22 protein-coding genes and 1 pseudogene are annotated in these 26,078 nt (G+C 70.1%); 14 read left to right on the plus strand and 9 right to left on the minus strand.

All coding sequences use genetic code 11. From position 1 onward, the window contains the following. Positions 1-132: 132 nt before the first annotated feature. The 3 genes from E0500_RS12310 to E0500_RS12320 all read left to right on the plus strand — a co-directional run bounded on the left by E0500_RS12310 (position 133) and on the right by E0500_RS12320 (position 3,841). Entirely contained in the window at positions 133-843 is a 711-nt protein-coding gene (locus E0500_RS12310) for a response regulator transcription factor (RefSeq protein WP_131570825.1), read from the plus strand. Next, the gene (locus tag E0500_RS12315; protein ID WP_131570827.1) at positions 844-2,352 is read left to right on the plus strand and encodes a HAMP domain-containing sensor histidine kinase; all 1,509 of its coding nucleotides are present in this window, start codon (positions 844-846) and stop codon (positions 2,350-2,352) included. It abuts the gene before it with no gap. Positions 2,353-2,563: 211 nt separating this feature from the next. Beyond that, positions 2,564-3,841: an ArgE/DapE family deacylase gene (locus tag E0500_RS12320; RefSeq protein WP_131570829.1), complete on the plus strand. Its 1,278-nt coding sequence runs from the start codon at positions 2,564-2,566 to the stop codon at positions 3,839-3,841. Positions 3,842-3,881: 40 nt separating this feature from the next. On the opposite strand, the gene E0500_RS12325 is transcribed toward E0500_RS12320, so the two are convergent. The 5 genes from E0500_RS12325 to E0500_RS12345 form a co-directional block, all read right to left on the minus strand. Further along, positions 3,882-4,826, minus strand: coding sequence for a phosphorothioated DNA-binding restriction endonuclease (locus E0500_RS12325; RefSeq protein ID WP_131570831.1), 945 nt, complete (start codon positions 4,824-4,826; stop codon positions 3,882-3,884). A gap of 63 nt (positions 4,827-4,889) precedes the next feature. Further along, on the minus strand, positions 4,890-5,741 hold the full coding sequence (locus E0500_RS12330) for a carbohydrate ABC transporter permease (RefSeq protein WP_131570833.1): 852 nt from the start codon (positions 5,739-5,741) through the stop codon (positions 4,890-4,892). A 5-nt stretch (positions 5,742-5,746) separates the two neighbouring features. Further along, entirely contained in the window at positions 5,747-6,616 is an 870-nt protein-coding gene (locus E0500_RS12335; RefSeq protein ID WP_258572754.1) for a carbohydrate ABC transporter permease, read from the minus strand. Positions 6,617-6,815: 199 nt separating this feature from the next. Then, complete coding sequence (locus tag E0500_RS12340; protein ID WP_131570837.1) at positions 6,816-8,168, minus strand: sugar ABC transporter substrate-binding protein; 1,353 nt, start codon at positions 8,166-8,168, stop codon at positions 6,816-6,818. Positions 8,169-8,270: 102 nt separating this feature from the next. After that, positions 8,271-9,290 (minus strand): LacI family DNA-binding transcriptional regulator, encoded by a 1,020-nt coding sequence (locus E0500_RS12345; protein WP_181586970.1) that lies wholly within the window; start codon positions 9,288-9,290, stop codon positions 8,271-8,273. A 181-nt stretch (positions 9,291-9,471) separates the two neighbouring features. Between E0500_RS12345 and E0500_RS12350 the strand changes: the two genes are divergently transcribed. Next, positions 9,472-10,821, plus strand: coding sequence for a mucin-1 (locus E0500_RS12350; RefSeq protein ID WP_131571891.1), 1,350 nt, complete (start codon positions 9,472-9,474; stop codon positions 10,819-10,821). A gap of 9 nt (positions 10,822-10,830) precedes the next feature. Continuing rightward, positions 10,831-11,127: pseudogene (locus tag E0500_RS12355) on the plus strand (family 1 glycosylhydrolase); the annotation flags it as partial. Between the two features lie 174 nt (positions 11,128-11,301). On the opposite strand, the gene E0500_RS43770 reads toward E0500_RS12355, so the two are convergent. After that, positions 11,302-11,799: a hypothetical protein gene (locus E0500_RS43770; RefSeq protein WP_165935251.1), complete on the minus strand. Its 498-nt coding sequence runs from the start codon at positions 11,797-11,799 to the stop codon at positions 11,302-11,304. 714 nt (positions 11,800-12,513) lie between these two features. On the opposite strand from E0500_RS43770, the gene hemL reads away from it, so the two are divergent. The 7 genes from hemL to ccsB all read left to right on the plus strand — a co-directional run bounded on the left by hemL (position 12,514) and on the right by ccsB (position 21,054). Next, on the plus strand, positions 12,514-13,830 hold the full coding sequence (gene hemL / locus E0500_RS12365; RefSeq protein WP_131571888.1) for a glutamate-1-semialdehyde 2,1-aminomutase: 1,317 nt from the start codon (positions 12,514-12,516) through the stop codon (positions 13,828-13,830). After that, the gene (locus E0500_RS12370) at positions 13,827-14,549 is read left to right on the plus strand and encodes a histidine phosphatase family protein (protein WP_181586972.1); all 723 of its coding nucleotides are present in this window, start codon (positions 13,827-13,829) and stop codon (positions 14,547-14,549) included. The genes hemL and E0500_RS12370 overlap by 4 nt, the downstream gene beginning before the upstream one ends. 370 nt (positions 14,550-14,919) lie before the next feature. Beyond that, the gene (locus E0500_RS12375) at positions 14,920-16,248 is read left to right on the plus strand and encodes a hypothetical protein (RefSeq protein ID WP_181586973.1); all 1,329 of its coding nucleotides are present in this window, start codon (positions 14,920-14,922) and stop codon (positions 16,246-16,248) included. A gap of 193 nt (positions 16,249-16,441) precedes the next feature. Then, entirely contained in the window at positions 16,442-17,128 is a 687-nt protein-coding gene (locus tag E0500_RS12380) for a TlpA disulfide reductase family protein (protein WP_131567757.1), read from the plus strand. A gap of 63 nt (positions 17,129-17,191) precedes the next feature. Continuing rightward, on the plus strand, positions 17,192-17,914 hold the full coding sequence (locus tag E0500_RS12385) for a cytochrome c biogenesis CcdA family protein (protein ID WP_131567761.1): 723 nt from the start codon (positions 17,192-17,194) through the stop codon (positions 17,912-17,914). Positions 17,915-17,917: 3 nt separating this feature from the next. Then, entirely contained in the window at positions 17,918-19,954 is a 2,037-nt protein-coding gene (locus tag E0500_RS12390; protein ID WP_131567755.1) for a cytochrome c biogenesis protein ResB, read from the plus strand. Next, entirely contained in the window at positions 19,951-21,054 is a 1,104-nt protein-coding gene (ccsB, locus tag E0500_RS12395) for a c-type cytochrome biogenesis protein CcsB (protein ID WP_131567753.1), read from the plus strand. The genes E0500_RS12390 and ccsB overlap by 4 nt, the downstream gene beginning before the upstream one ends. Before the next feature lie 184 nt (positions 21,055-21,238). Here the strand turns inward: ccsB and E0500_RS12400 are convergent, their stop codons facing one another. Then, positions 21,239-22,399 carry an RNA-guided endonuclease TnpB family protein gene (locus tag E0500_RS12400; protein ID WP_131567751.1) on the minus strand — a complete coding sequence of 387 codons (1,161 nt, stop codon included), beginning with the start codon at positions 22,397-22,399 and terminating at the stop codon, positions 21,239-21,241. Positions 22,400-22,742: 343 nt separating this feature from the next. Here E0500_RS12400 and E0500_RS12405 point away from each other — a divergent pair, with 343 nt between their 5' ends. Further along, complete coding sequence (locus E0500_RS12405) at positions 22,743-23,249, plus strand: hypothetical protein (RefSeq protein ID WP_131567749.1); 507 nt, start codon at positions 22,743-22,745, stop codon at positions 23,247-23,249. Here the strand turns inward: E0500_RS12405 and E0500_RS12410 are convergent, their stop codons facing one another. Both E0500_RS12410 and E0500_RS12415 read right to left on the minus strand, forming a co-directional pair. Beyond that, entirely contained in the window at positions 23,250-24,227 is a 978-nt protein-coding gene (locus E0500_RS12410) for an isopenicillin N synthase family oxygenase (RefSeq protein ID WP_131567747.1), read from the minus strand. Next, complete coding sequence (locus E0500_RS12415) at positions 24,208-24,657, minus strand: nucleoside deaminase (protein WP_131567745.1); 450 nt, start codon at positions 24,655-24,657, stop codon at positions 24,208-24,210. Before E0500_RS12415 ends, E0500_RS12410 begins: the two co-directional genes overlap by 20 nt. A 139-nt stretch (positions 24,658-24,796) precedes the next feature. On the opposite strand from E0500_RS12415, the gene E0500_RS12420 reads away from it, so the two are divergent. Then, positions 24,797-26,071 (plus strand): PucR family transcriptional regulator, encoded by a 1,275-nt coding sequence (locus E0500_RS12420; RefSeq protein ID WP_131567743.1) that lies wholly within the window; start codon positions 24,797-24,799, stop codon positions 26,069-26,071. The last annotated feature ends 7 nt before the right edge of the window (positions 26,072-26,078 follow it).

Below are 26,078 nucleotides of genomic sequence, written 5' to 3' on the forward strand. Positions count from 1 at the left end.
GCCTGGCACACCGGACACGGTGGCCCGGCGAGGTAAGGCACCCGCCCGGCCCGGGTGAGAGGCGGGTAAGAAGCCCACCTCTGTCCGACTCCGTCAGGTGGTTCGCGGCCGCGACCTTGGCAGACTGGTGGGGTGCCCCAGAATGTGCTGCTCGCCGAGGACGACCGCGCCATCCGACATGCCCTGGAACGCGCGCTGACCCTGGAGGGTTACGAGGTCACGGCCGTCGCTGACGGCGTGGAGGCGCTCGCGCAGGCGCACCGCACGACCCCGGACGTCCTCGTACTGGACGTGATGATGCCGGGCATCGACGGCCTCCAGGTGTGCCGTGTCCTGCGGGCGGAGGGTGATCGGACGCCGATCCTGATGCTCACCGCGCTCGTCGAGACGGCCGACCGGATCGCCGGTCTGGACGCCGGAGCGGACGATTACGTCGTTAAGCCATTCGACGTAGACGAGGTCTTCGCCCGCCTGAGGGCCCTGTTGCGCCGAACAGGTAACGCCGTCGCGGCGCCCAAGCCGCCCGGTGACCGCGACATCGCCGGGCTGCTGTCCGCCGCCGGACTGCGGATGGACGTGCACGCCCGGCGGGTCTGGCGCGGGGCGCGCGAGCTGGAGCTCACCCGGACCGAGTTCGACCTCCTCGAACTGCTCATGCGCAACGCCGGGATCGTCCTCGACCACGCGACGATCTACGACCGCATCTGGGGCTACGACTTCGGCCCGGGCTCCAAGAACCTCGCGGTGTACGTCGGCTACCTGCGGCGCAAGCTCGACGAGCCGGACGCGCCGGTGCTGATCCACACGGTGCGCGGCGTGGGGTACGTGTTGAGGGAGGACTGAGTGCGCCTCCGTCCCCGCCTGCGCCGGGTCTCCTCCCTGCGGGCGACCTTCACCTTGTCCTTCGCCGCCGTGGCCGCCGCCGTCACGGTCGTCGTCGGGGTCCTCAGCTACAGCGCGGCCGCCCGGCTGGTGCGGGTGGACCAGCAGACGGTGTTCGCCGGGGTCGTGCGTGACGTGCAGCAACAGGTACGGGAACGGGAGCTCGGCCCCGACGACTACGCGCCCTCCGACCGGGGCGGACCGCGCGAAGAGCTGATGGACTCGGGCCGTACGGACGTCCAGGTGCTCGGTCCGCGCGGCAAACTCGTCGACAAGGGCAGCCCCGCCCTGCCCGTGCGCGCCAGTGACCGCGGTACGGCCGACGAGGCGTTGGCGGGCCGCACGGTCCAGCACGACACGGTCGCCCTGGGCGATGGCCGTTACCGCGTGGCCACCGTCGCCCTCGGGCACGGCCGGGGTGCCATCCAGGTCGCGCAGGAGTTCAGCGACACCGAGGACCTGCTGCGGGAGCTGCAGCAGCGGACCGTGCTGCTGGAGGCGGCCGTCGTCGTCTCGGCCGGGCTGTTCGGCTGGTGGCTGGCGCGGCGTATGACCCGGCGTCTGGTGCGGCTCGCCGGCGCGGCGGAGGACGTGGCCCGCACCGGTCGCCTCTCCATCCAGGTGCCGGTCACCGGGCGCGACGAGGTGGGCCGGCTCGGCCGCTCCTTCGACCGGATGCTGGTACGGCTCGCCCAGTCGGAGGAGGACCAGCGGCGGCTGGTCCAGGACGCGGGCCACGAACTGCGCACCCCGCTGACGTCGTTGCGTACGAACATCTCCCTGCTGCGCCGGATCGACGAGTTCCCGGCGTCGGTCCGTGAGGAACTGGTCGCCGACCTCGCCCAGGAGGCCCGCGAACTCACCGACCTCGTCAACGAGTTGGTCGACCTCGCGGCCGGCCAGTCCAGCACCGAGCCCGTCGAGCGGGTGGAGCTCGCGGACATCGTCGAGGACGTGGCGGCGGTCGCCCGCCGGCGGACCGGGCGGGAGGTCGTGGTGCTGGCACACGGGGACACGACGGTCGCCGGGCGGGTGGGGGCGCTGCAGCGGGCGGTGTCGAACCTGGTGGAGAACGCGGCGAAGTTCGATCGCGGGTGGACGGGGGCGATCGAGGTCGTGGTGACGGGGCCGGGTACGGGCGCGAGCGGGGGCGTGCTGTCGGGTCTGCCGGGTACGGAGTCGGAGGGAACCGCGGGCCGTGACAGCGGGAGCGACGGACACAGGGACGGCGCCGTCCGCGTGGAGGTGCTCGACCGTGGGCCGGGGATCGCCGACGCCGACCTGATCCGCGTCTTCGACCGCTTCTACCGCGCCCCGGCCGCCCGCAGCCTGCCCGGCTCCGGACTCGGCCTGTCCATCGTCCGCGAGGTCGCCACGGCACACGGGGGCGAGCCCTTCGCGTTCCGGCGGGAGGGCGGGGGGACGGTCATCGGGTTCACGGTGGGGACGGGGGCGGCTGAGGACCGCTGACGCGCATCCACTCCTGCTCCCGGTCGTCGTCTCACGCCCACCTTCTCCTCCTACCGGCCTCCTCGTACGATCCGGACTGATAGAGACGCTCTGCAGCCGGGCCGCGGACCTGGAACTGGACCGAACCCGAACCCGGACCCGGACCCGAACCCGGACCCGGACCCGGACCCGGACCCGAACCCGGACCGTGCCGCGAAGGGAGCAACCACCCATGACCACCAGTGAGTTGAGCGCCCAGGAGGCCGCGGCCCTCGCGGCGATCGACGAGGCGGCCCTCGCCCGGACCCTGCTGGAGCTGATCGCGATACCGAGCGTGACCGGCAGCCCCGCCGAGTCCGAGCTCCAGCACGACCTGTCCCGGCGCCTGGACCGGCTCGGCCTGGACGTGGACCTGTGGCCGATGGACCTGCCCGCGCTGCTGGCGCACCCGGACTTCCCCGGCTCGGAGGCGCCGCGGGACGAGGCGTGGGGACTGGTGGGGACGACGCGGGACGGTGGGGACGGGCCGACGCTGATCCTCCAGGGGCACGTCGACGTCGTGCCGCCGGGCGACCCGGAGCAGTGGGAGGGCGATCCGTTCGTGCCGCGGGTGACCGGGGACACCGTGCACGGCCGCGGCGCCTGCGACATGAAGGCCGGGCTCGCCGCCCACCTCGCGGCGCTCGCGGCGATCCGGGCGAGCGGGGTGCGACTGCGCGGTCGGGCGGCGGTGCACTTCGTGGTGGGGGAGGAGGACGGCGGGCTGGGCGCCTTCGGCACGCTCCAGCGTGGTCACACCGGTGACGCGTGCGTCATCGCCGAGCCGACCGCGAGCACGCTGATCACGGCGAATGCCGGCGCGCTGACCTTCCGGCTCGGCGTCCCGGGCCGCTCCGCCCACGCGAGTTCGCGCGACGAGGGGGTGAGCGCCATCGACGCGTACCTGCCGGTCCACCGCGCCCTGTCGGAACTGGAGGCCGAACGGAACACTGCCCCGGACCCCCTGATGGCCGAGTACCCGATCCCGTACGCGCTCTCGGTCGGCACCCTGCGCTCCGGTGACTGGGCGAGCAGCGTGCCCGATCTCCTCGTCGCCGAGGGGCGGTTGGGCGTACGGCTCGACGAGGACCCGGCGGTAGCCCGTGCCGCGCTGGAGCGGTGTGTGGCCGAGGCGTGCGCGGCCGACCCGTGGCTGCGCGAGCACCCGGTGACGGTGACCTGGCCGGGCGGCCGGTTCGCCAGCGGCCGCCTGACTGCCGGGCACCCGCTCCGGGACACCGTACGAGACGCGCACGCGGACGCGAACGGGGGCGTGCGGGTGCGCGAGCGCGGCGCCCCGTACGGAAGTGACCTGCGGCTGTACACCGCGGCGGGCATCCCGACCCTCCAGTACGGGCCCGGCGACATCCGCCACGGCCACAGCGCGCGCGAGCGCGTCAGGCTGCCGGAGATCGTGGAGGTGACGCGCACGCTGGTCCTCACGGTGCTGCGCACGGCCGGCACCAAGTAGGACCACGCGCTGGGGCTTCTTGGTGCAGTACGGAGATTTTTCAAAGCCCCGACAGTACGGCGGCCGTAGCTGGGCGTGGCTCGCCGTGGAAGACCTGACTGGTGTGCCAGTCGCGGTGGGCGGCCGCGACGGGATGCATGCCCGGCTGCGGGCCGACGAGCGGACGGCCCGCGAGCGCGGTCACCTGCTCACGGGCGGCGGGACTGTGACCGACGAAGCGTTGCGAGACCAGGATGCGGTGACCTCCCCCACTCTCGGCTTCGCTCGAGCGGGGGGAACCCCATCCGACACCGAGGACGCCCTTGTCGAAGAGCTTGTGGTGCAGCGAGCACAGACAGAGCCCGTTCTCGACGTCGTCGGGGCCGCCGAACGCCCACCAGCGCACGTGGGCGGCTTCCAGCCCGACCGGTACGACGCCGATCCTGCCGTCGTAACCGCAGAAGGCGCACCGGTACTCGTAAGCGGTCAGTACTCGTTCCCGCATCCGCCGGTCCCGCTGCCTGCGCGCCGTCGAGAGCCCCTCGGTCTCCGCCGGCTCCAGTTCCAGGCCGGCGGCTTCGCACAGCTCACTGTGGAGGGAGGGCGGGAAGTGCAGATCGAGCAGCAACCGCGCGATCCTGCCGAGCAGAGGCGGTTCGCGTCGCAGCGCCGCTCTCAGGTCCTGGGAGAGGCGCCCGGTGGCCCCCGTCTCCCGGAGATCCCGCACTCCGCTTCCGGGGCTGCCGGGCCCGCGGTCGGTGCGTACCTCCCAGACTCCGTCGCTCACCAGGTGATGGAACGGGTAGGCGGGCGTCGTTCTGTTGGGCGGCCCGTACTCGGCCAGCAGCCGCTGCAGGTCCTGCTCCACCGCGCTGTACCGCAACGCGCCGTCGGCATCCTCCTGGAACCGGCCGAGGGCGTAGAGGAGCAGTAGCGGCTTGTGCGGAGCCCGTGTCCCGCTCCTGCTCCACTGCCTCAGCTTCGCGGTGCGCTCAAGCCAGTCCATGGGCGGTGATGGTACTGACGTTCTGGCCGCATGCGTGCTGACCTGTTGAAAAGACTCTCGGTCTCACCCCTTGACCGCGGAGCTGGCGACTCCCTGGACGAACCAGCGCTGGAAGAAGGCGAAGACGACCAGGACGGGCAGGACGAGGAGAACCCCGAAGGCGAGGATCTGCCCCCAGTCCGGGGGCTGTTGGCCCTGGAAGACGCTCATCTCCAGGGGGAGGGGGCGAACGGAGGGATCGGAGACCATCAGGACCGGCCAGAGGAACGAGCCCCACTGCGTGAGGAAGGTGAGGATCGCGACCGAGGCGAACACCGGTTTCGACATCGGGACGATGATCGCGAAGAAGGTGCGCCAGGGGCCCGCGCCGTCCAGCCGGGCCGCCTCTTCGATGCTGGGCGGGATCTTCCGGAAGAACGTGTGGAACTGGTAGATGGAGAAGGCGTTGGCGATGAAGGGGACCGCCTGGATGTAGAGGGTGTTGCGCTGGTCGTTGAACATGTAGAAGAGCGGTACGGCCACCGACTCGAACGGCACCAGCATCAGCAGCAGAACGAGTGTGAAGACGGCTTCCCGGCCGCGCCACTTCAGCCGTGACATGCCGTATGCCGCCATCGAGTTGACGAAGAGGCCGCCGGTCACGACCACGAACGCCACGACCAGCGAGACACCCGTGAAGCGCCAGAAGTAGCCGGTGCTGTCGGAGTTCAGGGCGTCGAGGACCTGCGCGTAGTTGTCGAAGGACAGATGGGTGGGCAGGAAGCCGGTCAGGCCGCCGAGCACCTGGTCGGAGGGCTTGAGGCTGCCCAGGAGCAGGTACAGGACGGGCAGGACGAAGACGAACGCCAGGATGCTGAGGACGGCGTAGTCGGCAAGGCGGCGCAGACGGCGGTGCGGCGCGAGGATCGTGGCCATGGTTGTCAGTCCTCGTTGTCGGGCCGGACGACGCGGCGCTGGACGAGGGTCAGGACGACGACGATCAGGAAGAAGACGACGGTGATCGCGGACGCCTGGCCGATGTTGTTCTGGTCGAAGGCGGTGGTGACGGCCTGGTACATGACCGTGCGGGTGGCGTCCTCGTCGAGGCCGCCGCCATGGATGAGGACGTAGACCTGGTCGAAGACGCGGAAGGACAGCACCGAGGTGAGCATGGCGACGAACACGAGTGTGCCGCGGATGCCGGGCAGGGTGATGTGCCGGAACCGCTGCCAGCGGGAGGCGCGGTCGAGTTCGGCGGCCTCGTAGAGCTCGCCGGGGATCTGCTGGAGGCCGGCGAGCAGGATGACCATCTGGAAGCCGACGCCCTGCCAGACGGACAGCACGATGATCGAGGCCATGGCGGTGGCGGCGTCGCCGAGCCAGTCGAAGGCGCCCCAGTTTCCGAAACTCACCGCGTGCAGTGCGGAGTTGAGCAGGCCCTGGTCACTGCGGGCGAGGATGAGCCGCCAGATGACGGCGACCAGCGTCATGGGGAAGACGACCGGCATGAAGAACAGCGACCGGAACAGGCCGATCGCCTTCAGCTTGCGGTTGAGGAGGATCGCGAGGGCGAGCGCCAGGCCCGTCTGGAGCGGTACGACGACCACGGCGAAGGTCAGGTTGTTGAGCAGGGCCCGCAGGAACGGGCCGGACAGGTCCGGGTCGGTGAACAGCCGCCGGTACTGCTCCAGGCCGAAGAACGTGGGCGCCAAGGGGGAGCCGAGGCGCACGTTGTAGAAGGAGAGGACGACGGCGTAGCCGAACGGGACGCCGACGAAGGCGATGATCCCGGCGACGGCGGGGGTGGACATGAGCAGTCCGTGCAGCCAGTCGTGTTTCCTGGGCCCTGAACGCGTCGGCCGCTTCGGCCGCGCGGACTGCGCAGAGGTCACGGGCGGGCCTTCTTCTCTGCCTGGGGGCGCGGTGTGCCCGGGTTCCATGGTCTTCACGGGGGTCCTGTTCCCGGCCGGGGCGCGCCGTTGTACGCGAGCCCGCCCCGGCCGACGCGTCCTACTGGATCTTGTAGCCGGCGTTGTCGGAGAAGTCCTGGTCGATGGCGCGGGCGGCCTTCTCCAGGGCGCTCCTGGGGTCGGCGCCGCCGTAGATCGAGTTCAGGGCGTCGCTGAACTTGGCGGTGATCGTCGGGTATCCGGCGGTGACCGGACGGGTCACGGCGACGCAGGACTTGGTGATGTCGCTGTCGCCGCAGGGCCCCGCGAGCTGGTCGGCGAAGAGCTGGAGGGGGCCGCCCTGCTTGTACAGCTCGCTCTTGGCCAGCGCGCTCTTCGTGGCGGGCGGGGCGCCGTTCGCCGTCGTCATCGCCGTGACGTTGGTGTCGTTCAGGAGGTAGTCGAGGAAGGTGCCGGCCGCCTTGCCGTTCTTGGAGCCCGCCCCGATGCCCCAGGCCCAGGAACCCTGGCCGGTCTTGGGACCGTTGCCGAAGTCGGGCAGCGGCAGCACGACCAGGTCGCTGCCGAGTGCCTTGCTGTAGGCGGGGTACATCCAGTGGCCGACCCAGCTCAGCGCCACCCGGCCCTTGGCGAAGGCATTGCCGTCCGTGTTGGGGTCGACATACGTCTTCCAGGACTGGAAGGTCTTCATCGCCGAGACCACGGCCGGAGTGTCGAGGGCGCCCTCCGCCTTGCCGTCCTTCAGCAGGGAACCGCCGGCCGACCAGACGATCGGGGCGAAGCCGTAGGTGCCCCACTCGTTGGCGTAGCCGCCGGTCTCCTGGAGGTCGAGGACCTTACCGTCGGAGTCCTTGGCCTTGAGCGCCTTGAGCGTGTCCGTGAACTCCTGGGCCGTCCAGTCGTCGGACAGGCTCGTCGGGTACTTCACCCCGGCGGCGTCGAGCAGCTTCTTGTTGCCGTAGATGCCGAGCCCGGAGTCGTACATGCCCAGGCCGTAGTGCTTGCCGTCGATCTCGCCCTGCGCCTTGCTCGCGTCGGTGGCGTTGGCCATGGTCCTGGCCGAGACGTAGTCGTCGATGGAGGCGAGCTTCTTGGTGTAGACGAAGTTCGCCATGGTCGGGCCGTCGAACTCCATCACGTCCGGCAGCTCGGCGGCGTCGGTGGCGGTGATGGTCTTGGTGTAGTCGTTGCCGGGTATCAGCTTCAGCTCGACCTTGATCTTGTCCTGGGAGGAGTTGAAGGACTTCACGGCGTTCTGCAGGGCCGTGTCCTCGCTCTTCTGGCCCTGGTGGGCCCAGACACTGATGGTGCCCTTGCCGCTGCCCGCCGCGGCGGAGGCGTCACCGCCGTCACCGCCGCTGCCGCCGCCACAGGCGGCCAGGGCGGCCAGCGGCAGGGCGAGGGCCAGGCCCGTACAGGCCGTGCGGCGGTACCTTCTGCTGATCGAGCTCATGATGCGTGGCCTCCGTGCGGTGTGAGGGTTCGAAGTGCGTCGGTGCTTTCCGGCGTGGGGAGCGGGGCTTTTGGGGCCGGCGGTCGTGGAGGGGGCAGGGGTTTACTGGGGCCCGCGCGGGTACGGCGGGGCGGTCGTCTCGCGGAGGACGAGACGGATGGGCATCTGCACATGCCTCGGCGGCTCGGCTTCCGGCTCGTCGAGCTGCCGCAGCAGCAGCCGGGCGGCTTCGGCGCCCTGACCGGCGACCGGCTGGGCGACGGTGGTCAGTCCGATCACGTCGGCGAGCTCGTGGTCGTCGAAACCGACGACGGACACGTCGTCCGGCACTTTCAGCCGGTGCCGCCGCAGGGCGCGCAGCGCGCCCATCGCCATCTCGTCGGACTGGGCGAACACCGCCGTCGGCGGCCGGGAGACGGCCAGCAGTTCCGTCATGGCCCGCTCACCGCCCTCCACGGTGTAGTCGCCGTCCGCTTCCAGGGCCGGGTCGTGCTCGATGCCGGCGTCGGCCAGCACGTCCAGGTACGCCCGGCGGCGCTCGACGGGCGTGGTCCAGTGCTGTAGCCCGCTGGACCCGCTGATCATGCCGATCCTGCGGTGGCCGAGGTTCACGAGATGCCGCACTGCGCTCTCCGTGCCGGCATGGTCGTCGATGCCGACCACGGTGAAGCCGGGGCGGGGGCCGCCGACCGTGGTGGCCAACGGAACCCCCAGGGAGCGCAGTGCGAAGGACTCCTCCTCGTCGGGGATGAGGAGCGACAGCACGGCGTCCACCCGCTTACGGACCGGCATCTTGGTGAAGAAACGCTTGCGGGTCTCCGGCGAGCCCAGGTTGTACAACAGGACGTCGTACCCGGCGGCACTGAACACGCGCTCGGCGGCGTCCAGCACGGTGCCGAAGAACCAGCGGCCCACGTACGGGACCACGACCCCGATCGTGAAGGTGCGTCCGCTGGCCAGGCTGGACGCCGAGCGGGACGCCGTATAGCCGAGTCGTGCGGCGACGGTCGTGATCCGATCACGGACCTCGTCGGACACGCCCGGCTGACCGCGCAGCGCGCGGGACACGGTGGATGCCGAGACTCCGGTGGCGCGGGCTACGTCGGTGATGCTGACCGTCACGGCGCTTTTCTCCCGTCGGTTTCACGTCGCTGTGATGTGCGAGTGACGTGACCGTAAACCTGGCCTCGCTGTTGCGCAAGCGTTTGCGTTCAGTTTTACTTGAGCCGCTTTCTCAAGTGAGACCTTCGAGGTCATGAGTCAGCGCATACGTTTGAGCGCTACGAGCCGACAGGAACTGTGCATGCGATACGCCCCGCCCGGCCTCTGCGTGAACGACTTCGCCCTGCTCCGCGACGACGACGGCACCTACTCCGTGCTGCACCTACAGGGCCCGTGGACGGCCGAGTTCGACCATCTGCGGATGGAGACCTCCTACGGCCGGGCCACCTCAACCGACCTGGTCGACTGGCGTCCCGAAGGCACGGCCTTCGGCAACGGCCTGCCCGGCCGCTTCGACCAGCAGGCCGTGTGGACCATGCACCCCGTCCGGCACGCGGACGGAATGGCGATGTTCTACACGGGCGTCTCCGGGCTCACCCCGGGCGGCTGGCCGCTGCAGTCGGTCGGGCTGGCGTACTCCGACCGCACCGACGGCACCGGCTGGCGGCGCCACGGCACCGGACCGATCGTCGAGGCGGACGCACGCTGGTACCGCACCGGCGAACGCATGGGCTGGCGCGACCCGTTCGTCGTACGCGACGACGAGTCGGACGGCTGGGCCATGGTCGTCTGCGCCGCCGACGCCTCCTTGCCGGTCGAGGTCAGCGGCTGCGTCGCCTGGGCCACCTCCGACGACCTGGAGCACTGGACCGTGCACCCGCCGCTCATCTCACCGGGCGACGTCGACGAACTGGAGTGCCCGGTCCTGGAGCGTCTCGACGACGGCAGTTGGCTGCTGCTCGGCTCCGTAGGAGCCACCCGCGGCTTCGAGGCATGGACCGCGCCCCGCCTGCGCGGCCCCTGGACCCGCCGCGGCCCCCTCGGCCCGACCGGCTCCTACGCCCCCCGCGTGATCGCCGCTCCCGACGGTTCCCGCGTCGTCCTGCACACCACCCCCCGCCGCGTCGGCCTCACCGACTCCGGCGAACGCTGCCGTGGCATGCTCGCCCAGCCCAAGTGCCTTGTCGTGCAGGACGATTCGGCGCCCCGCCTGGAGTGGTGGCCCGGGCTGGACACCTGGCTGGGCGAGGAGACCGAGCAGCCCGGTCTGCACGCGGTCGGCGACGTCACCCTCTCCGGTCGTGTCGAGATCACCCTGCGCACGGACGCGCCCGGGAGCGCCCGGCCCGCCCTCGTCGTCGGCTGCGACGGCAGGAACCTCTGGATCACCGGCCCCGACGGCAGCCGACTCGGCGAGACCGTCCTGACCGAGCCCGCCTCGGCCCTTCGCCTCCTCACCGTCGGCGAGTACGTCGAGGTCTACGCCGATGGCGTCTTCGTCCTGACGACTCTGTGCTACTCGGGTCACCCCGCCCCGTGGACGGCGGTTTCGGAAGGCCGTCCCCGCACGATCCCGGTCCGCCCGGTCCGCCTGCCCGCCCCCGGCCGCGACGACGCCTCGGCCGTGTGGCCCGGACCGGCATCGAGTTGAAGGCCCGCCATGGATGCCACCCCCGAAGGTCTCCCCTTCCCCGACGGTTTCCTGCGGGGAACCGCCACCGCCGCCCACCAGATCGAGGGCAACAACGTCAACAGCGACTGGTGGCAACGGGAGCACGAGGAGAACAGCCCCCTCCCGGAACCCAGCGGCGACGGCTGCGACAGCTACCACCGCCGGCGCGAGGACATGGACCTGCTCGCCGAACTCGGCTTCACCGACTACCGGTTCAGCATCGAGTGGGCCCGCATCGAACCCGCCCCCGGTCACTTCTCCCAAGCGGACCTCGCGCGCACCAGGGTCCTGCCGCGAGCCGACCGCTGAACTGATCCAAGCCGGCGCCACGGAGAGCACCTTGGTGGCGCCGCCGAGGCACATGTGCCCGCACCGTGCACTGGCCGCCTGACAGCCGCCTTCGGCACATGACGAGAGCGGGGCCCGGAAGCCCCGCCCGAAACCAGCGAAACCCAAGGGTCAGGGCCACACCAAGCAGTACGGCTGATGCCCCGCCTCATGCAGCCGGTGGCTGAAGTCCTGCCATTCGTGGAGCAGTTGGTACACGTTGAACGCGTCGCGTGGGCCGCCGCGGTCCGGGACCGTCGACCAGATGAAGGCGGCCGCGCCGACCGCTTCCTCGCCGATGCCGCGCAGCGGATCGACGACGGTCATGGGGAGCTTGACGACCGCGTAGTCGGGGTGGAGGACGACCAGTTCGAGCGGGGGCACCCTGTGCAGCGGCACGCCCTCGATGCCGGTCAGCACCATCGCGGCCATCGTCTCCGGCTTGATCTTGGTGAACATGCCGTTCATGCCGAGCTCGTCGCCGCCGAGTTCCTCGGGTCGCATCGAGATCGGGACACGGGCCGCCGTCGCGCCGTCGGGCGCGCCGAAGTATTTGTACGTCACCCCCACCCGGCCACCATTCCTGCTCCCTGCTCGCAGCCGATCGGCCACGTGGTCCATCCGGTCCATTCGGGATGTCCGGGGTGTCCGGGGGGTGCCGGGCGTGCGGTTGGTCCTGCCGGTCTGATCCATGCGATCCATGTGATCCATCCGATCCATACGGTCCTTACCGTCCATACGGTCCGGCCGGTCGAATCGCTCAGCGCCGCTGCGCTGCGGAACGGAATCGTCCTGGTGTGACCCCTTAGGGCCCAGCGGAAGCGTGGGGTCCGGCGAACCCGGGGGCTCCGGTGGAGCCGAGGGGTTCTGCGGTGCCCTGGGGACGTGCCGATCACCCGTGCCCGTGGAGTCCTGATAGCCCGTCGAGCCCGGAGAGTCGAAGGATTCGAAGGAGTTGAAGGATTCGAAGGAGTCGTGGGAACTGTGCGGGCCCACCGGACCGATGGGGCTCTGCGGACCCACCGGGCTCCCGGGAGGGCCTGCCGGTCCGGGAGGGCCCGGCGGAATCTGTCCACCCTGTGCCTGCCGTGCTTCGCCTCGTGTCTCGGTCGATTCCTCCGCCTCGCGCCGGTGCCTTCCCCGCCGGGCACGCCGCGGACCGACGTCATCGGTCCCCTCGCCCAGTCCGCCACCGCGATGCATATCTCCACCCGACTGCTGTTCTAGGACGCGTGGTCCCCGCCGCGCAACCCGATCATCGTGTCATTGTGACCTCCCCCACGGCCGCGCGCCGAAACGTGCGTTGAAACACCTGTCCGCGGGATCTTCGGGGCCTCTGACACCATGGCTTGTGTGAGCTATCCGTACGAAGCCCCAGTTTCGCAGACTCTCTTCGAGCGTGCGTCGGTCGTCACGCCCGGCGGCGTGAACTCTCCCGTGCGCGCCTTCCGCGCCGTGGGCGGTACGCCCCGGTTCATGGTGTCCGGTACCGGTCCTTATCTGACCGATGCCGATGGTCGCGAGTATGTAGATCTTGTGTGTTCGTGGGGGCCCATGATTCTCGGGCACTCCCGTCCCGAGGTCATCGCCGCCGTCCAGGCGGCCGTCTCCCGCGGCACCTCCTTCGGTACGCCCGGCGAGGGCGAGGTCGCGCTCGCCGAGGAGATGGTCGCCCGCGTCGAACCGCTCGACCAGGTGCGGCTCGTGTCCAGCGGGACCGAGGCCACCATGTCGGCCATCCGGCTCGCCCGCGGGTTCACCGGCCGCAGCAAGGTGATCAAGTTCGCCGGGTGTTACCACGGTCACGTCGACTCGCTGCTCGCCGCCGCCGGGTCCGGGCTCGCCACCTTCGCGCTGCCCGACACCCCCGGCGTGACCGGCGCTCAGGCCGGGGACACGATCGTGCTGCCGTACAACGATCTCGACGCCGTGCTGGAGGCCTTCCTGGCCCACCCCGGCGAGATCGCCTGCGTCATCACCGAGGCCTCGCCCGGCAACATGGGTGTCGTACCGCCCCTGCCCGGCTTCAACCAGGGACTGAAGGACGCCTGCGCGGAGCACGGGGCGCTGTACATCTCCGACGAGGTCATGACCGGGTTCCGGACCAGCCGCAGCGGGTGGTATGGGATCGACGGCGTGCGGCCCGATCTCATGACCTTCGGGAAGGTCATGGGGGGCGGGTTCCCGGCCGCCGCCTTCGGGGGGCGTGCCGATGTCATGGCGCACCTCGCGCCCGCCGGGCCCGTCTACCAGGCCGGCACGCTGTCCGGGAACCCGGTCGCCACCGCCGCCGGGCTCGCCCAGCTCCAGTTGCTCGACGACGCCGCGTACGACAAGGTCAACGCCGTCTCCGAGCAGATCCGTACGCTCGTCACCGAGGCACTGAGCAAGGAGGGCGTCACGCACACGCTGCAGACGGCCTCCAACATGTTCTCCGTCTTCTTCACCGACCGGCCCGTGCGGAACTACGAGGACGCCAAGACGCAGGAGGTGTTCCGCTTCAACGCCTTCTTCCACTCCATGCTGTCGCAGGGCGTGTACCTGCCGCCGTCGTCGTTCGAGTCGTGGTTCGTGTCCACCGCGCACGACGAGCGGGCCGTCCAGCGCATCGCCGACGCCCTGCCCGCCGCCGCCCGCGCCGCCGCGGAGGCCGCCGCATGAGCAGCGTGAACAGTACGGGCAACGGTATGGACAGCGGTGCGGGCAGCACGGACATCACCGTCGTGCACGTGATGCGGCACGGCGAGGTCGCCAACCCGGACGGGATCCTGTACGGGCGCCTGCCCGGCTACCACCTCTCCGAGCTCGGGCGGCGCATGGCCGACCGGGTCGCCGACCACCTCGCCTCGCGGGACGTCACGTATGTCGTCGCCTCCCCGCTGGAGCGTGCGCAGGAGACCGCGACGCCGATCGCCAAGGCCCACGGGCTGGACCTCGCCACCGACGCCCGCCTCATCGAGGCCGACAACGTCTTCCAGGGCAAGACCTTCGGCGTCGGCGACGGCGCGCTGAAGCGGCCCGAGAACTGGAAGCACCTGGTCAACCCGTTCAAGCCGTCCTGGGGCGAGCCGTACGTCGAGCAGGTCGTCCGGATGATGGGAGCGCTCGACGCGGCGAAGGACGCGGCGCGGGGGCACGAGGCCGTGCTGGTCAGTCACCAGCTGCCGATCTGGATCGTGCGGTCGTACGTCGAGCGGCGGCGGCTGTGGCACGACCCGCGCAAGCGGCAGTGCACGCTCGCGTCGCTGACCACGTTCACGTACCAGGGCGACAAGATCGTGTCCGTGGGGTACACCGAGCCGGCGCGGGATCTGGTGCCGGCGCATCTCCTCGCCGGAGCCAAGCCGGTCAAGGGCAAGGACAAGGCGTTCGGGGCGTAGGCGCTCCGCTCGGTCGGGCCGGGGTGCTTGATGCTGTGGGGAAACTGCACGTGTGTTGTGGTCGGCCGTGCAGTTCCCGGCGCCCCCGGCCGGGGTGCTCGTACCGGCTGTTTCGGAACCCCGTGAGCCGTAGGACCCTCTCCAAAGCCGTACGTCTCTCTCTGCGGACGTACGGCTTTGGGCTGTGCCCGCGTGCGCCCCACCGGCGTACGCTCCGTCACAAAGCGTACTGTCGCCCGCATCTGAGCGTATCTCCGCAAAGTAACTGAAATACGTGCTAGATCGGTGGAACCCCCGCCTTTGCCGTGGCCTCTAAACCGGTGTCCTTCGCCTGACCTGAGGAGGACATGGCACGGCGAAGGGGGAAGTGATGCGCAACATCAGCCGGAGGGGAATGATCGCGCTCGGCGCGGGCGCCGGCGCCACCGCCGCTCTGGGGCTGGCTGGTTGCGGGTCCGTTCTGCAGGGCGGGGCGGGCGACGCCGGGGGTTCCAAGGTGCGAGGCTCGGGGCGCGGCGGGGACGGGGAGCGCGGGGCCAAGCCGATCGGGGACGGGTCCACCGCGTACACCGGCGCTCAGCCCGAGCAGCCGGGGAAGCCGCGGCCGCTGGAGGCGGGTGAGACGCCCCCGCAGTTCGTGGTGTTCTCCTGGGACGGGGCGGGCGATGTCGGTAACGGTCTGTTCCCGCGGTTCCTGAAGGCCGCCGAGGAGCACGGCGCCCACATGACCTTCTTCCTCTCCGGGATCTATCTGCTGCCCGAGTCCAAGAAGCGCACGTACCTCCCGCCGAACAACGCGCCAGGCGCCTCCGACATCGGCTACCTCACGGACGAGCACATCAAGTCGACGCTGGGGCACATACGCCGGGCCTGGCTCGACGGGCACGAGATAGGCACCCACTTCAACGGGCACTTCTGCGGCGGCAACGGCTCGGTCGCCAACTGGACGCCCAAGCAGTGGCGCAGCGAGATCGAGCAGGCGAAGTCGTTCGTGAAGGAGTGGCGGACCAACACCGGGTGGACCGACCTCGACCCGCTGCCCTTCGACTACGACAAGGAACTCGTCGGCGCCCGCACCCCGTGTCTGCTCGGCCAGGAGAACCTGCTGCCGACCGCACGCGAGTTCGGCTGGCGGTACGACTCCTCCTCGTCCGGCGGCCTGCAGGTCTGGCCGCGGAAGAAGCAGGGCATCTGGGATCTGCCGCTGCAGTCGATACCCCTGCCCGGGCGCACCATCGAGGTCCTCTCCATGGACTACAACATCATGTACAACCAGTCGCAGAACTCCACCAAGGCCCCGCCCGCCAACTACCCGGGCTGGCGCCGGCAGGCCACCGATGCGTATGTCGCCGGGTTCGAGCGGGCGTTCGAGACGAACCGGGCGCCCCTGTTCATCGGCAACCACTTCGAGGAGTGGAACGGCGGCATCTACATGGACGCCGTCGAGGCGGCCCTCAAGCACATCGCGCGGGAGAGGGAGAAGGGCGCGGACATACGGCTCGTCTCCTTCCGGCAGTTCGTGGACTGGCTGGACGTCCAGAAGCCGGAGGTGCTCGCCGAGCTCCAGAAGCTGGGGGTGGGGCAGGAGCCGACGGGGGGCTGGAAGGAGTTCCTCGCGGATACGGGGACCCAGTCGGGCAGCGGCACCTCGGACGGCGGCACCTCGGCCGGCTCGGACGGTTCGGCGAGCGGCTCCTAGGCCGGCTGTCGGCCTGGTGGCGTCCGGGCCGCCCGGCGGTGTCCGGGTCGGTCGGCCCGGCGATGCCCGGCGATGCCCCGAGCGGCCCGGTTGGCGGGGCGGGAGGCATGGAAAGAACGGTGTCTGAAATGGAGTTTTCTGTCCTTGAGGGGGGTGCCGAAGGCCGTCTAAACGGGCATGCGAAACTTTTCACATGAGTGCCGCCAGCCGCGCCCGCGCCCCCCAGCGCGCGCACCGCACCCGTGAGACCGGTCAGAGCCGCCAAACCCTCCAGACCCGTCGGGCCCGTACGAGCCGTAGCCGCACCGCCCTGCTCTCCGCCGGGGCCGCCGTCGCGGCACTCGTCCTGACCGCGTGCAGTTCCGGAGGGACCTCGGGCGGTGGTGGCGGCACCGGCTTCATCACCAGCTCCGACGGCATCGCCACCGTGAAGAAGGGTGACCGGGCCGACGCCCCCGAACTCTCCGGCAAGACCATCGACGACAAGCAGCTCGACGTCGCCTCCGCCTACAAGGGCAAGATCGTCGTGATCAACGTGTGGGGCTCCTGGTGCGCGCCGTGCCGCGCCGAGGCCCCCAACCTCGTCAAGGTCTCCGAGGACCTCGCCGACCAGGGCGTGCAGTTCGTCGGCATCAATACGCGCGACACCAGTACGGGACCGGCCCGGGCCTTCGAGGAGGAGTACAAGGTCACCTACCCGAGCCTGTACGACCCGACCGGCAAGCTGATGCTCCGCTTCGAGAAGGGCACCCTCAACCCGCAGGCGATCCCCTCGACCCTCGTCATCGACCGGGAGGGCAAGGTCGCCGCGCGCTCCCTCCAGGCGCTCAGCGAGGCGAAGCTGCGCAAGATGATCGAGCCGGTCCTCGCGGAGAAGTGACCCGTGTCCCTCGTCGCCGCCACGGCTGACCTCGCCGCGTCCACCGACCAGAACCAGACGGTCATGAGCGGCGCGCTGCTGATCGCCCTGCCGATCGCCGTCCTCGGCGGTCTCGTCTCCTTCTTCTCGCCGTGCGTGCTGCCGCTGGTGCCCGGCTACCTGTCGTACGTCACCGGCGTGGGCGGCACCGATCTGGCGGAGGCACGGCGCGGGCGGATGGTGGCCGGCGCCGGGCTGTTCGTGCTCGGGTTCACCGCCGTGTTCGTGTCCGGTGGGGCGCTGTTCGGGTACTTCGGGTCGACGCTGCAGGAGTACCAGGGCGTGCTGTCCAAGGTGCTCGGCGTGCTCATGATCCTCATGGGTGTGTTCTTCATGGGGCTGATGCCCAGGCTCACCCGGCGGGAGTTCCGCTTCCACACCCGGCCGACCGCCGGGCTCGCCGGCGCGCCCCTCCTCGGTGCGCTCTTCGGTATCGGCTGGACGCCCTGCATCGGCCCGACCCTCGCCTCCGTCAACGCCCTCGCCATGGACCAGGCGAGTGCCGGACGCGGGGCCCTGCTCACCGTGGCGTACTGTCTCGGGCTGGGCGTGCCCTTCGTCGTCGCCGCGGTCGGCTTCCGCAAGGCACTCGGTGCCTTCGGCTGGGTCAAGCGGCACTACGTGTGGGTCATGCGCATCGGCGGCGTCATGATGATCGCGACCGGCCTGCTCCTGCTGACCGGCGCCTGGGACCGCATCGTGCAGGAGATGCAGGTCTGGTCGAACGGCTTCACGGTGGGGATCTGATCCATGAGCAACACAGAGACCAAGGCCCAGGCCAAGGACAGGACCGCGGCCAAGACCACGGCCAATGCCAAGGCCGCCTCCGCGGACGACGAGAACGACCTCGGCGCCGCCGGCTCCCAGCTGTCCACCGCCCCCAAGGAGGACGCTGCCAGGGACGACGCCCCCAACCTGCCCTCGCTGGGCGTCATCGGCTGGGCCCGCTGGTTCTGGCGGCAGCTGACCTCCATGCGGGTCGCGCTGCTGCTGCTCTTCATGCTGTCGCTCGCGGCGATCCCGGGCTCGCTCATCCCGCAGTCGGGACAGGACGAGACCAAGGTCGCCGACTTCATGAACCGGCACGAGACCCTGGGACCCGTCTACGAGAAGCTCGGGCTGTTCCACGTGTACAGCTCGGTGTGGTTCTCGGCGATCTACATCCTGCTGTTCATCTCGCTCATCGGCTGCATCGTCCCGCGCACCTGGCAGTTCGTGGAGCAGCTCAAGGGGCGTCCGCCCAAGGCACCGAGGCGCCTGAACCGGCTGCCCGCTTACGCGACCTGGCGTACCGAGGCCGAGCCGGAGCAGGTCCGGGAGATCGCGCTGACGGTGCTGAAGCGACGCCGCTTCCGCTCCCATGTCGCCGGTGACGCGGTCGCCGCGGAGAAGGGCTACCTGCGGGAGGCGGGCAACCTCGCCTTCCACCTCGCCCTGATCGTGATGCTGATCGCGTTCGCCTGGGGCCAGCTTTTCAAATCCGAGGGCACCAAGCTGATCCTGCAGGGTGACGGCTTCGCCAACACCATGACGCAGTACGACGACTTCAAGTCCGGCAACCTCTTCACGCTCGACGACCTGGACTCCTTCAGCTTCAACCTGAAGACCGCCAAGGCCACCTACGAGCGCAACGGCCCGAACCGGGGGACTCCGCGCACGTTCGAGTCGCACATCACCTACAGCCTGGGGGCGGACGGCAAGGAGAAGCCGGCCACGATCAAGGTCAACAAGCCGCTGGTGGTCGGCGACTCCAAGGTCTACATGATCAACTTCGGGTACGCGCCCGTCATCACCGTCCGGGACGGCAAGGGCAAGGTCGTCTTCCAGGACGCGGTGCCGTTGCTGCCGATCGACGGCAACCTCACCTCCTCCGGGGCGATCAAGGTCCTCGACGGCTACCGGAACGGCAAGGGCGAGAAGGAGCAGATCGGTTTCAACGCCTTCTTCGTGCCGACCTTCGCCGGGGCGGGCAAGGGCGAGATGCTCTCGCAGTTCCCGGCACTGGACTTCCCCGTGCTCGCGCTCTCCGCGTACCACGGTGACCTGGGTGTCGACTCGGGTATCCCGCAGAACATCTACCAGCTCGACAAGAAGAACCTGAAGGAGTTCAAGGACTCCAAGGGCCAGCTGCTGAAGAAGCGGCTGCTGCCCGGCGAGACCATGAAGCTGCCTGACGGCGCCGGCTCGGTGACCTTCGACTCCGTCGAGCCGTGGTCCCGCTTCCAGATCACCCAGCAGCCCGGCAGCGGCTGGGCGCTGGCCGGTGCCATAGCCGCCATCCTCGGCCTCGCCGCCTCCCTCTTCATCCAGCGCCGCCGTGTGTGGGTGCGGGCCGTGAAGGGTGCCGACGGCGCGACCGTCGTGGAAATGGCGGGCCTCGGCCGCAGCGAGTCCGCGAAGCTCCCCGAGGAACTGGGCGACCTGGCCGGACTGATCCACGACGCGGCCCCGACCGCACCGGATCAGGCCGCGGATGCCAAAACGGATCAGGACGCCGACGCCGATGCGGCCACCGAAGCCGGCGAGGAGGCCGCCGCCTCCGAGCGCGAGCTCCCCGACGCAGACCCTGACCCGAAGGGCGGCGGCCAAGTGAAGCCCCAGGACAGTACCCCCAAGTCGTCCGGCACCCGGACTTCTTCTTCCTCCTCCGCTTCTTCTTCCTCTTCTTCCTCTTCTTCCTCTTCTTTCTCTGCCTCCTCCGACGCCGACTCCGCCCCGGAGCCGGACGCCGGGACACCCAACCCCGACCCCCAAGCCGTACCTGCCGAAGGGGCTGAGACGTCGTGACTCACGCCGCCGCAACCGAGTTGGCCGCAGCGACCAACGAAAACCTCGCCAACATCAGCAATGTGCTGATCTACTCCGCGATGGCCGTCTACACGCTGGCCTTCTTCGCGTACATCGCCGAATGGCTCCTCGGCAGCCGCAGCAAGGTGGGCCGTACAGCCGCCGCACTGACCGAGAAGACGCAGACGGCCAAGACGGCCAAGCCTGCCGTCACCGTGAAGAAGGCCGGTGGCACCGCCGTGCTGGAGCGGCCCGAGGTGGTCGTGCGGTCCGCGGCCGGTGAGCGGGACGTGCCGGACGGGCCCGGCGCGCACGGGGGTGACGAGCAGGGCGACCTCTACGGCCGTATCGCCGTGTCCCTCACCGTGCTCGCCTTCGCCATCGCCGCGGGCGGTGTGCTGACGCGTGCCCTGTCGGTGCAGCGGGCGCCGTGGGGCAACATGTACGAGTTCAACATCACCTTCTCCACTGTCGCCGTCGGTGTGTACCTCGCCTTCCTCGCGCTGCGGAAGAACATCCGCTGGCTCGGCCTCCCCCTGATCACGACGGTCCTCCTCGACCTCGGTGTCGCCGTCACCATCTTGTACACCGCCAGCGACCAGTTGGTTCCCGCTCTCCACTCGTACTGGCTGTACATCCACGTCTCGACCGCGATCCTGTGCGGCGCCGTCTTCTACGTGGGCGCGGTCGGCACGATCCTCTATCTGTTCAAGGACTCGTACGAGAACAAGCTCGCGACCGGCGGCAAGCCCGGCCGGTTCGCGACCTCCGTGCTGGAGCGTCTGCCCGCCTCGGCGTCCCTCGACAAGTTCTCGTACCGCGTGAACGCCGCCGTGTTCCCGCTGTGGACGTTCACGATCATCGCGGGCGCCATCTGGGCGGGCGACGCGTGGGGCCGCTACTGGGGCTGGGACCCGAAGGAGACCTGGTCCTTCATCACCTGGGTCGCCTACGCCTGCTACCTGCACGCCCGCGCCACGGCCGGCTGGAAGGGCCGCAAGGCCGCGTACATCGCGCTCATCGCCTTCGCCTGCTGGCTGTTCAACTACTACGGTGTCAATCTCTTCGTGAACGGCCTGCACTCCTACGCGGGTGTGTAGGGCTCTGGGTGCGAGTAAGACCGCAGTACTGCCTACCTGGCGCTGTTCAACTACTACGGCGTCATCTTCTCGGCCGTGAACCAGGCCGAGCTTGCACAGACTCGGTTTGGTTCACACCGGATCGCGCTCCCGACTGCCCCCTACGACAGGACGGTCACGGGTCGCATCTCCCTGCACGGGTTGGCTATCCACCCAGTACGGGGACGGGCATGGTGACAAATGCCCACGCCGAGCGTGCCCGGTTGCGCACGTTGACCCCGGCGACGTGGTCGGCGGGTCCAGCGAGGCCGCACCGACGACAGCGGAAGTGGTCCCGAGCAGACCGGTTGGCGCGCTCGGTGTGGCCGCAGCGCGGGCAGCGCTGCGACGTGTAGGCCGGATCCACCTCGATGAATGGCACCCCCGCTTTGCGGGCCTTGTACCTCAGGTGCTCGCCAAGTTGGTGGAAGGGCCAGGAAGAGAGGGTGGCCCGCTGGTCGCGGCGTAGCCGTACCCGCTCGCGGATGCCACTGAGTTGCTCGACAGCGATCCCGCGACCGGTGCGTTGCGCGACGGACACGATCTCCTTGCTGATGGCGTGGTTCACATGTGTGGCATGGCGCTTCTCCTTCTGCGCGCGGCGGGCGAGGCGGCGGGTGGCCGAGCGGGTCTGCCTGGCCTGGAGTTCAGCGCGCTTGCGGGCCTGCCAGCGCCGGTAGCGGCCCAGACGGCGGCCCTGGTGGTTGGTGCCGTCGGACGTGGTGGCGAGGTTCACGATCCCCCGGTCCACCCCGATCCAGTCGACCGGGTCGTACACCTCAGGATTGGGAATGTCGCAGGTCGCGACCAGGAACCACTTCCCGCCACGCTGAACCAGGTCGCTCTCGCCCTTACGGTAGGTCGCGAGGGTCTTGAGCTGGTCGGGTGAGCAGGCGAACCGGATGCCCTTCATGCGCCCGTCCACCGTCCAGATGGACACCGTGTGCGCGTCGTACTGCCAGGATAGGCAGCGGTCGTCGAACGGCTGAGCCGCCTCCGGACGGAAGACGATCGGACTACCGACCGCCTTGTGGTACCGCTTGGAGGTGGACGGGCCCAGGTTCCCGGCCCGCAGGTTGGCCTTCAGGGTCGCGTAGGCGTCGACGACCTTCTTCACCGCCCGCACCACCGGCTGCGCGGAGAGCCCGAACGTCGCCTTGAGTTCCGCGTACACCTCCTTCTGTAATCCGTTGCGGTCCTTCAGGTCCTTTGCGAAGGCGACGGCGGAGGCGTAGGTGGCGGCCCGGTTGCAGGCACGCAGGGTCGCCTCCAGGGCCGACGCCTGCCCGGGCGTCGGCAGCAGCTTCACGCGCACCACCAGCTTCATGACATCGGACCGTAGTGCGGCCACCGCACACACGACCGCCGTTCATCCGGCGATCACCCCAACCGATGAGCCGTTGGGCGGTAGTTCGAATGTCCTCTGCTGTGCTGGTCGGCCGTACGGACGCTCCCGCCTCGCACACAGCAGCCGCGGCGACGCTCCGCACCGTGACCACCCGGGAGGTGGTCCTCAAGGACGCCAAGACAAACCCCGGCGTGCGACGACATCATCAAAACCGACCCGGTCACCGGACGCAGCGCCGTCCTGGACCGCGCGGTCGTCGACAAGGCCGGCCGGCGCCCCTGAACCGGGTGCGTCGCCCTCGGTCCCGCGTCAGGCTGGTGCCATGAACAAGGTCATTGAACCGGGCACCAGCCGGACCGAGGGAGACACGCACACGCTGCACTTCACGCTGCACCTGCCCCATCCCGTGGAGCGGGTGTGGCCCGTGGTGGCCGGCCATGGCGACGGGCTTCGCGACTGGCTCGCCGCCGCGGACACCTTCGAACCGCACCTCGGCGGTGCCGTCGCGCTGCGCTGGCTGAACACCGGGCCGGAGGGCGAAGCCGTCCCCGGCAGGATCACCGCCTGGGACGTCGAGCGGGTCGCCGAGTACACCCTGGAGGGCTTCCACGGGCGCATCCGGTTTCACGTGGAACCGTACGGTGAGCACGGCACCACGCTCCGCTTCACCAACGAGATCCAGGGTGACGACGAACTGCGCCGCGACTGCCTCGCAGCCTGGCACCTCCACCTTGAGTACCTGGCCGAGGCGCTCGACGGAAACCCGGTGGACTGGCGGTCCTGGACACCGGACCGCTTCGAGGAACTGCGGGCGACGTACACGCAATGATCAGCCGACCGTGATCGAGTTCAGCTTCTCCCGCAGATACACGTGCGAGTCCACCGGCTCGTACGCCACGCGGCCCACCGGCGCGGGCACGGACTCCACGCGCGTGCCCGGGGTGCACTCGCCGAAGTAGACGAGGGACATCAGCTCCTCGGCGGGGGTGTCGGCCGGAGGAGGCAGGACGCGGTGGCGGCCGGAGCGCCAGCGGTCGCCGGTCCAACGGGCCATCAGGTCACCGATGTTGATGGTGAGGGCGTCCGGATCGTAGGGGGCGTCCTCCCAGCCACCCTCGTCCGTGTACACCTGGAGCCCGCCCTTGCCGGCCTGGCGGTCGAGGATCGTGACCGTACCGAAGTCGGTGTGCGGGCCGATGCGGAACTGGCCGGGCTCGGGCTCGCCGATGACCTCCGTACCCGGGTACCAGTTGATGTTGAAGCCATAGGTCGGGTGGGCCATGTGCCGGCTGAAGAAGTCGGGTTCCAGACCCAGCGCCTCGCCGAGCAGTGACAGCAGCTCGTTCTCCAGCTCCGTCATCCTCGCCAGGTACTCCTCGCACAGGTCCCGCAGCTCCGGCACCTCGGACGGCCACACGTTCGGTGCGTACCACTCCGCGTTCACGACCGGGTCCTCGTACGGCTCGTGCGTCGCGAAGGTGAGCGACTCCTTGAGGTCCGGCGGGGTTTCGGTGCCCTCGGCGAGGCCGTTCGCCTCGGCCCGTGGGCCCAGCCAGCCGCGCCCGCCGACCTTCGCCTCGTACGCCTGCTTCACCTCGGTGGGGAAGGTGAAGAAGGCGCGGGCCGCGGCGCGGATACGCGTACGGAGGGACGGGTCCACGCCATGACCGGTGACCAGGAGGAAGCCGGCGGTCTGGAGGGCTTCGTCGACGGTACGGGCGATCCGGGCGCGCGCCTCGGCGTCCCCGGACAGCCAGGGCCGCAGATCGATCGTCGGGATACGGGGCTCACTCACCGATGTCCTCATTCCACAGTGCCGGGTTGTTCTTGATGAAGGTGTGCATCAGGGCGGCACACTCGGGATCGCCGAGGAGCACGATCTCCACGCCGTGCCCGGCGAGCCAGTCGTGGCCGCCGTGGAAGGTCTCCGCCTCGCCGATCACCACCCGCGAGATGCCGAACTGACGTACCAGACCGGAGCAGTACCAGCACGGGGAGAGGGTCGTCACCATCGTCGTGCCCGCGTACGTGCGCCGGCGCCCGGACGCACGGAACGCGGCCGTCTCGGCGTGCATGGAAGGGTCGTCGTCCTGGACGCGGCGGTTGTGGCCGCGCCCGAGGAGCGTGCCGTCCGCGCCGTAGAGGGCCGCGCCGATGGGGATGCCGCCCTCGGCGAGACCGGCGCGGGCCTCGGTGACGGCGGTGGCGAGCCATGTGCGTGCCTGTGCGTGATCCATTCCCTCACTCTCCCGCCTGGTCCGTGCCTTCACTCTCCTGTGGCCGAAACACCGGGGCAACGTGCGGAAAGTACTCTCCGGGCAGCCCGCGGCCGGACAACCTGTCCGTGCCGCATGAGGCCGCCCGAGGAGGTTCCCCGTGCCCGCCCTGACCCTCCGCGAAGTCCTGGCCCTCGACACCGTCCGCGCCGCCGAGCCCCGGCTCCTCGCGGGAGAGGGCACGCTGGACCGTCCCGTCCGCTGGGTCCACTCCAGCGAGGTGTACGAGGGAGCCAACTTCCTCGACGGCGGCGAACTGCTCCTCACCAACGGCTTCGGGCTGACCGGCACGGACGAGGAGACACGGCGCCGGTACGTCCGTGAACTGGCCGCCAGGGGCGCGGCGGGGCTGGCCGTGGAAGTGGGCCGGTCGCTGCCGCGCATGCCGGACGAGGTGACCGACGAGGCCCGCCGCCTGGACCTGCCGTTGCTGGCCCTGCACCGGGTCGTGCCGTTCGTGCGCATCACGGAGGCGGCGAACCGGGCGATCGTCGCACGCGGGCTGTCCGGCCGGTCCGTCGTGCGGCCGTGGAGCGACGATCACACGGCTGCCCTGCTCGCCGACCTTGCCGACGGACAGGCCCTCAACCAGCCCGAGGTGGAGGCGCGGGCCGCGCTCGCTGGGTTCCTTCCCGGTGGGGGAGCCCGGCTGGTCGGGGTGTCGGTGCACGGGGCACGGGACGCCGGGGTGGTGGACCGGGCCGTACGGAGACTCGGCGGGTCCGGCGTGCTGCGGGCGGTGTTCCCCGGGGACGTCCTGGCGCTGGCCGCCCTCCCCGGTACGGGAACCGGAAGCACCCGCGACCCCGTACGCGCCGTCCAGGACGCCTTCCGGGCCGTGGCCGGGCCCGGGCTGACGGTGGCTGTCGGGCATGCCGTGGCCGCCGGGAGCGGCTGGCTGCGATGGAGCGAGACCTTGCGCACAGCCCGTACGACGCTGGAGCTCGCCCTCACCGTGCCGCCCGCCGAACCGCCCGCCGCCGAGGGCCCGCCGGGCCCGCTGGTGACGGCGTCACGGGCGCTGGCGCTGGAGCGGGAACTGACCCGGGGCGGTGTGGACACCAACCGGGACCGGCTCGGGCGTCTCGTCCAGCACACTCTGGGCCCGCTGCTGGCCTGGGAGGCGGCCCACCCCAGCGACCTCGTCCGCACCCTGGAGGTCCATCTGCGGCACGGCTGTTCGCCCACCCGTACGGCGGCCCTCCTGCACATCGGGCGCCAGTCCCTCTACCAGCGCCTCGACCGCATCGAGTCCCTCCTCGACCTGGAGATCGACGATCCGGACCTGCTCGGCGAACTACTGACGGCTCTGTGCGCGCACCGGATCGTGCGCGGGGCGCCGGCGGCTTCGGGGGGCCTGCGCACGGTGGCTTAGCGCTTGG

This window comes from Streptomyces sp. KM273126, from assembly GCF_004337435.2.
GTDB lineage: Bacteria > Actinomycetota > Actinomycetes > Streptomycetales > Streptomycetaceae > Streptomyces > Streptomyces acidicola.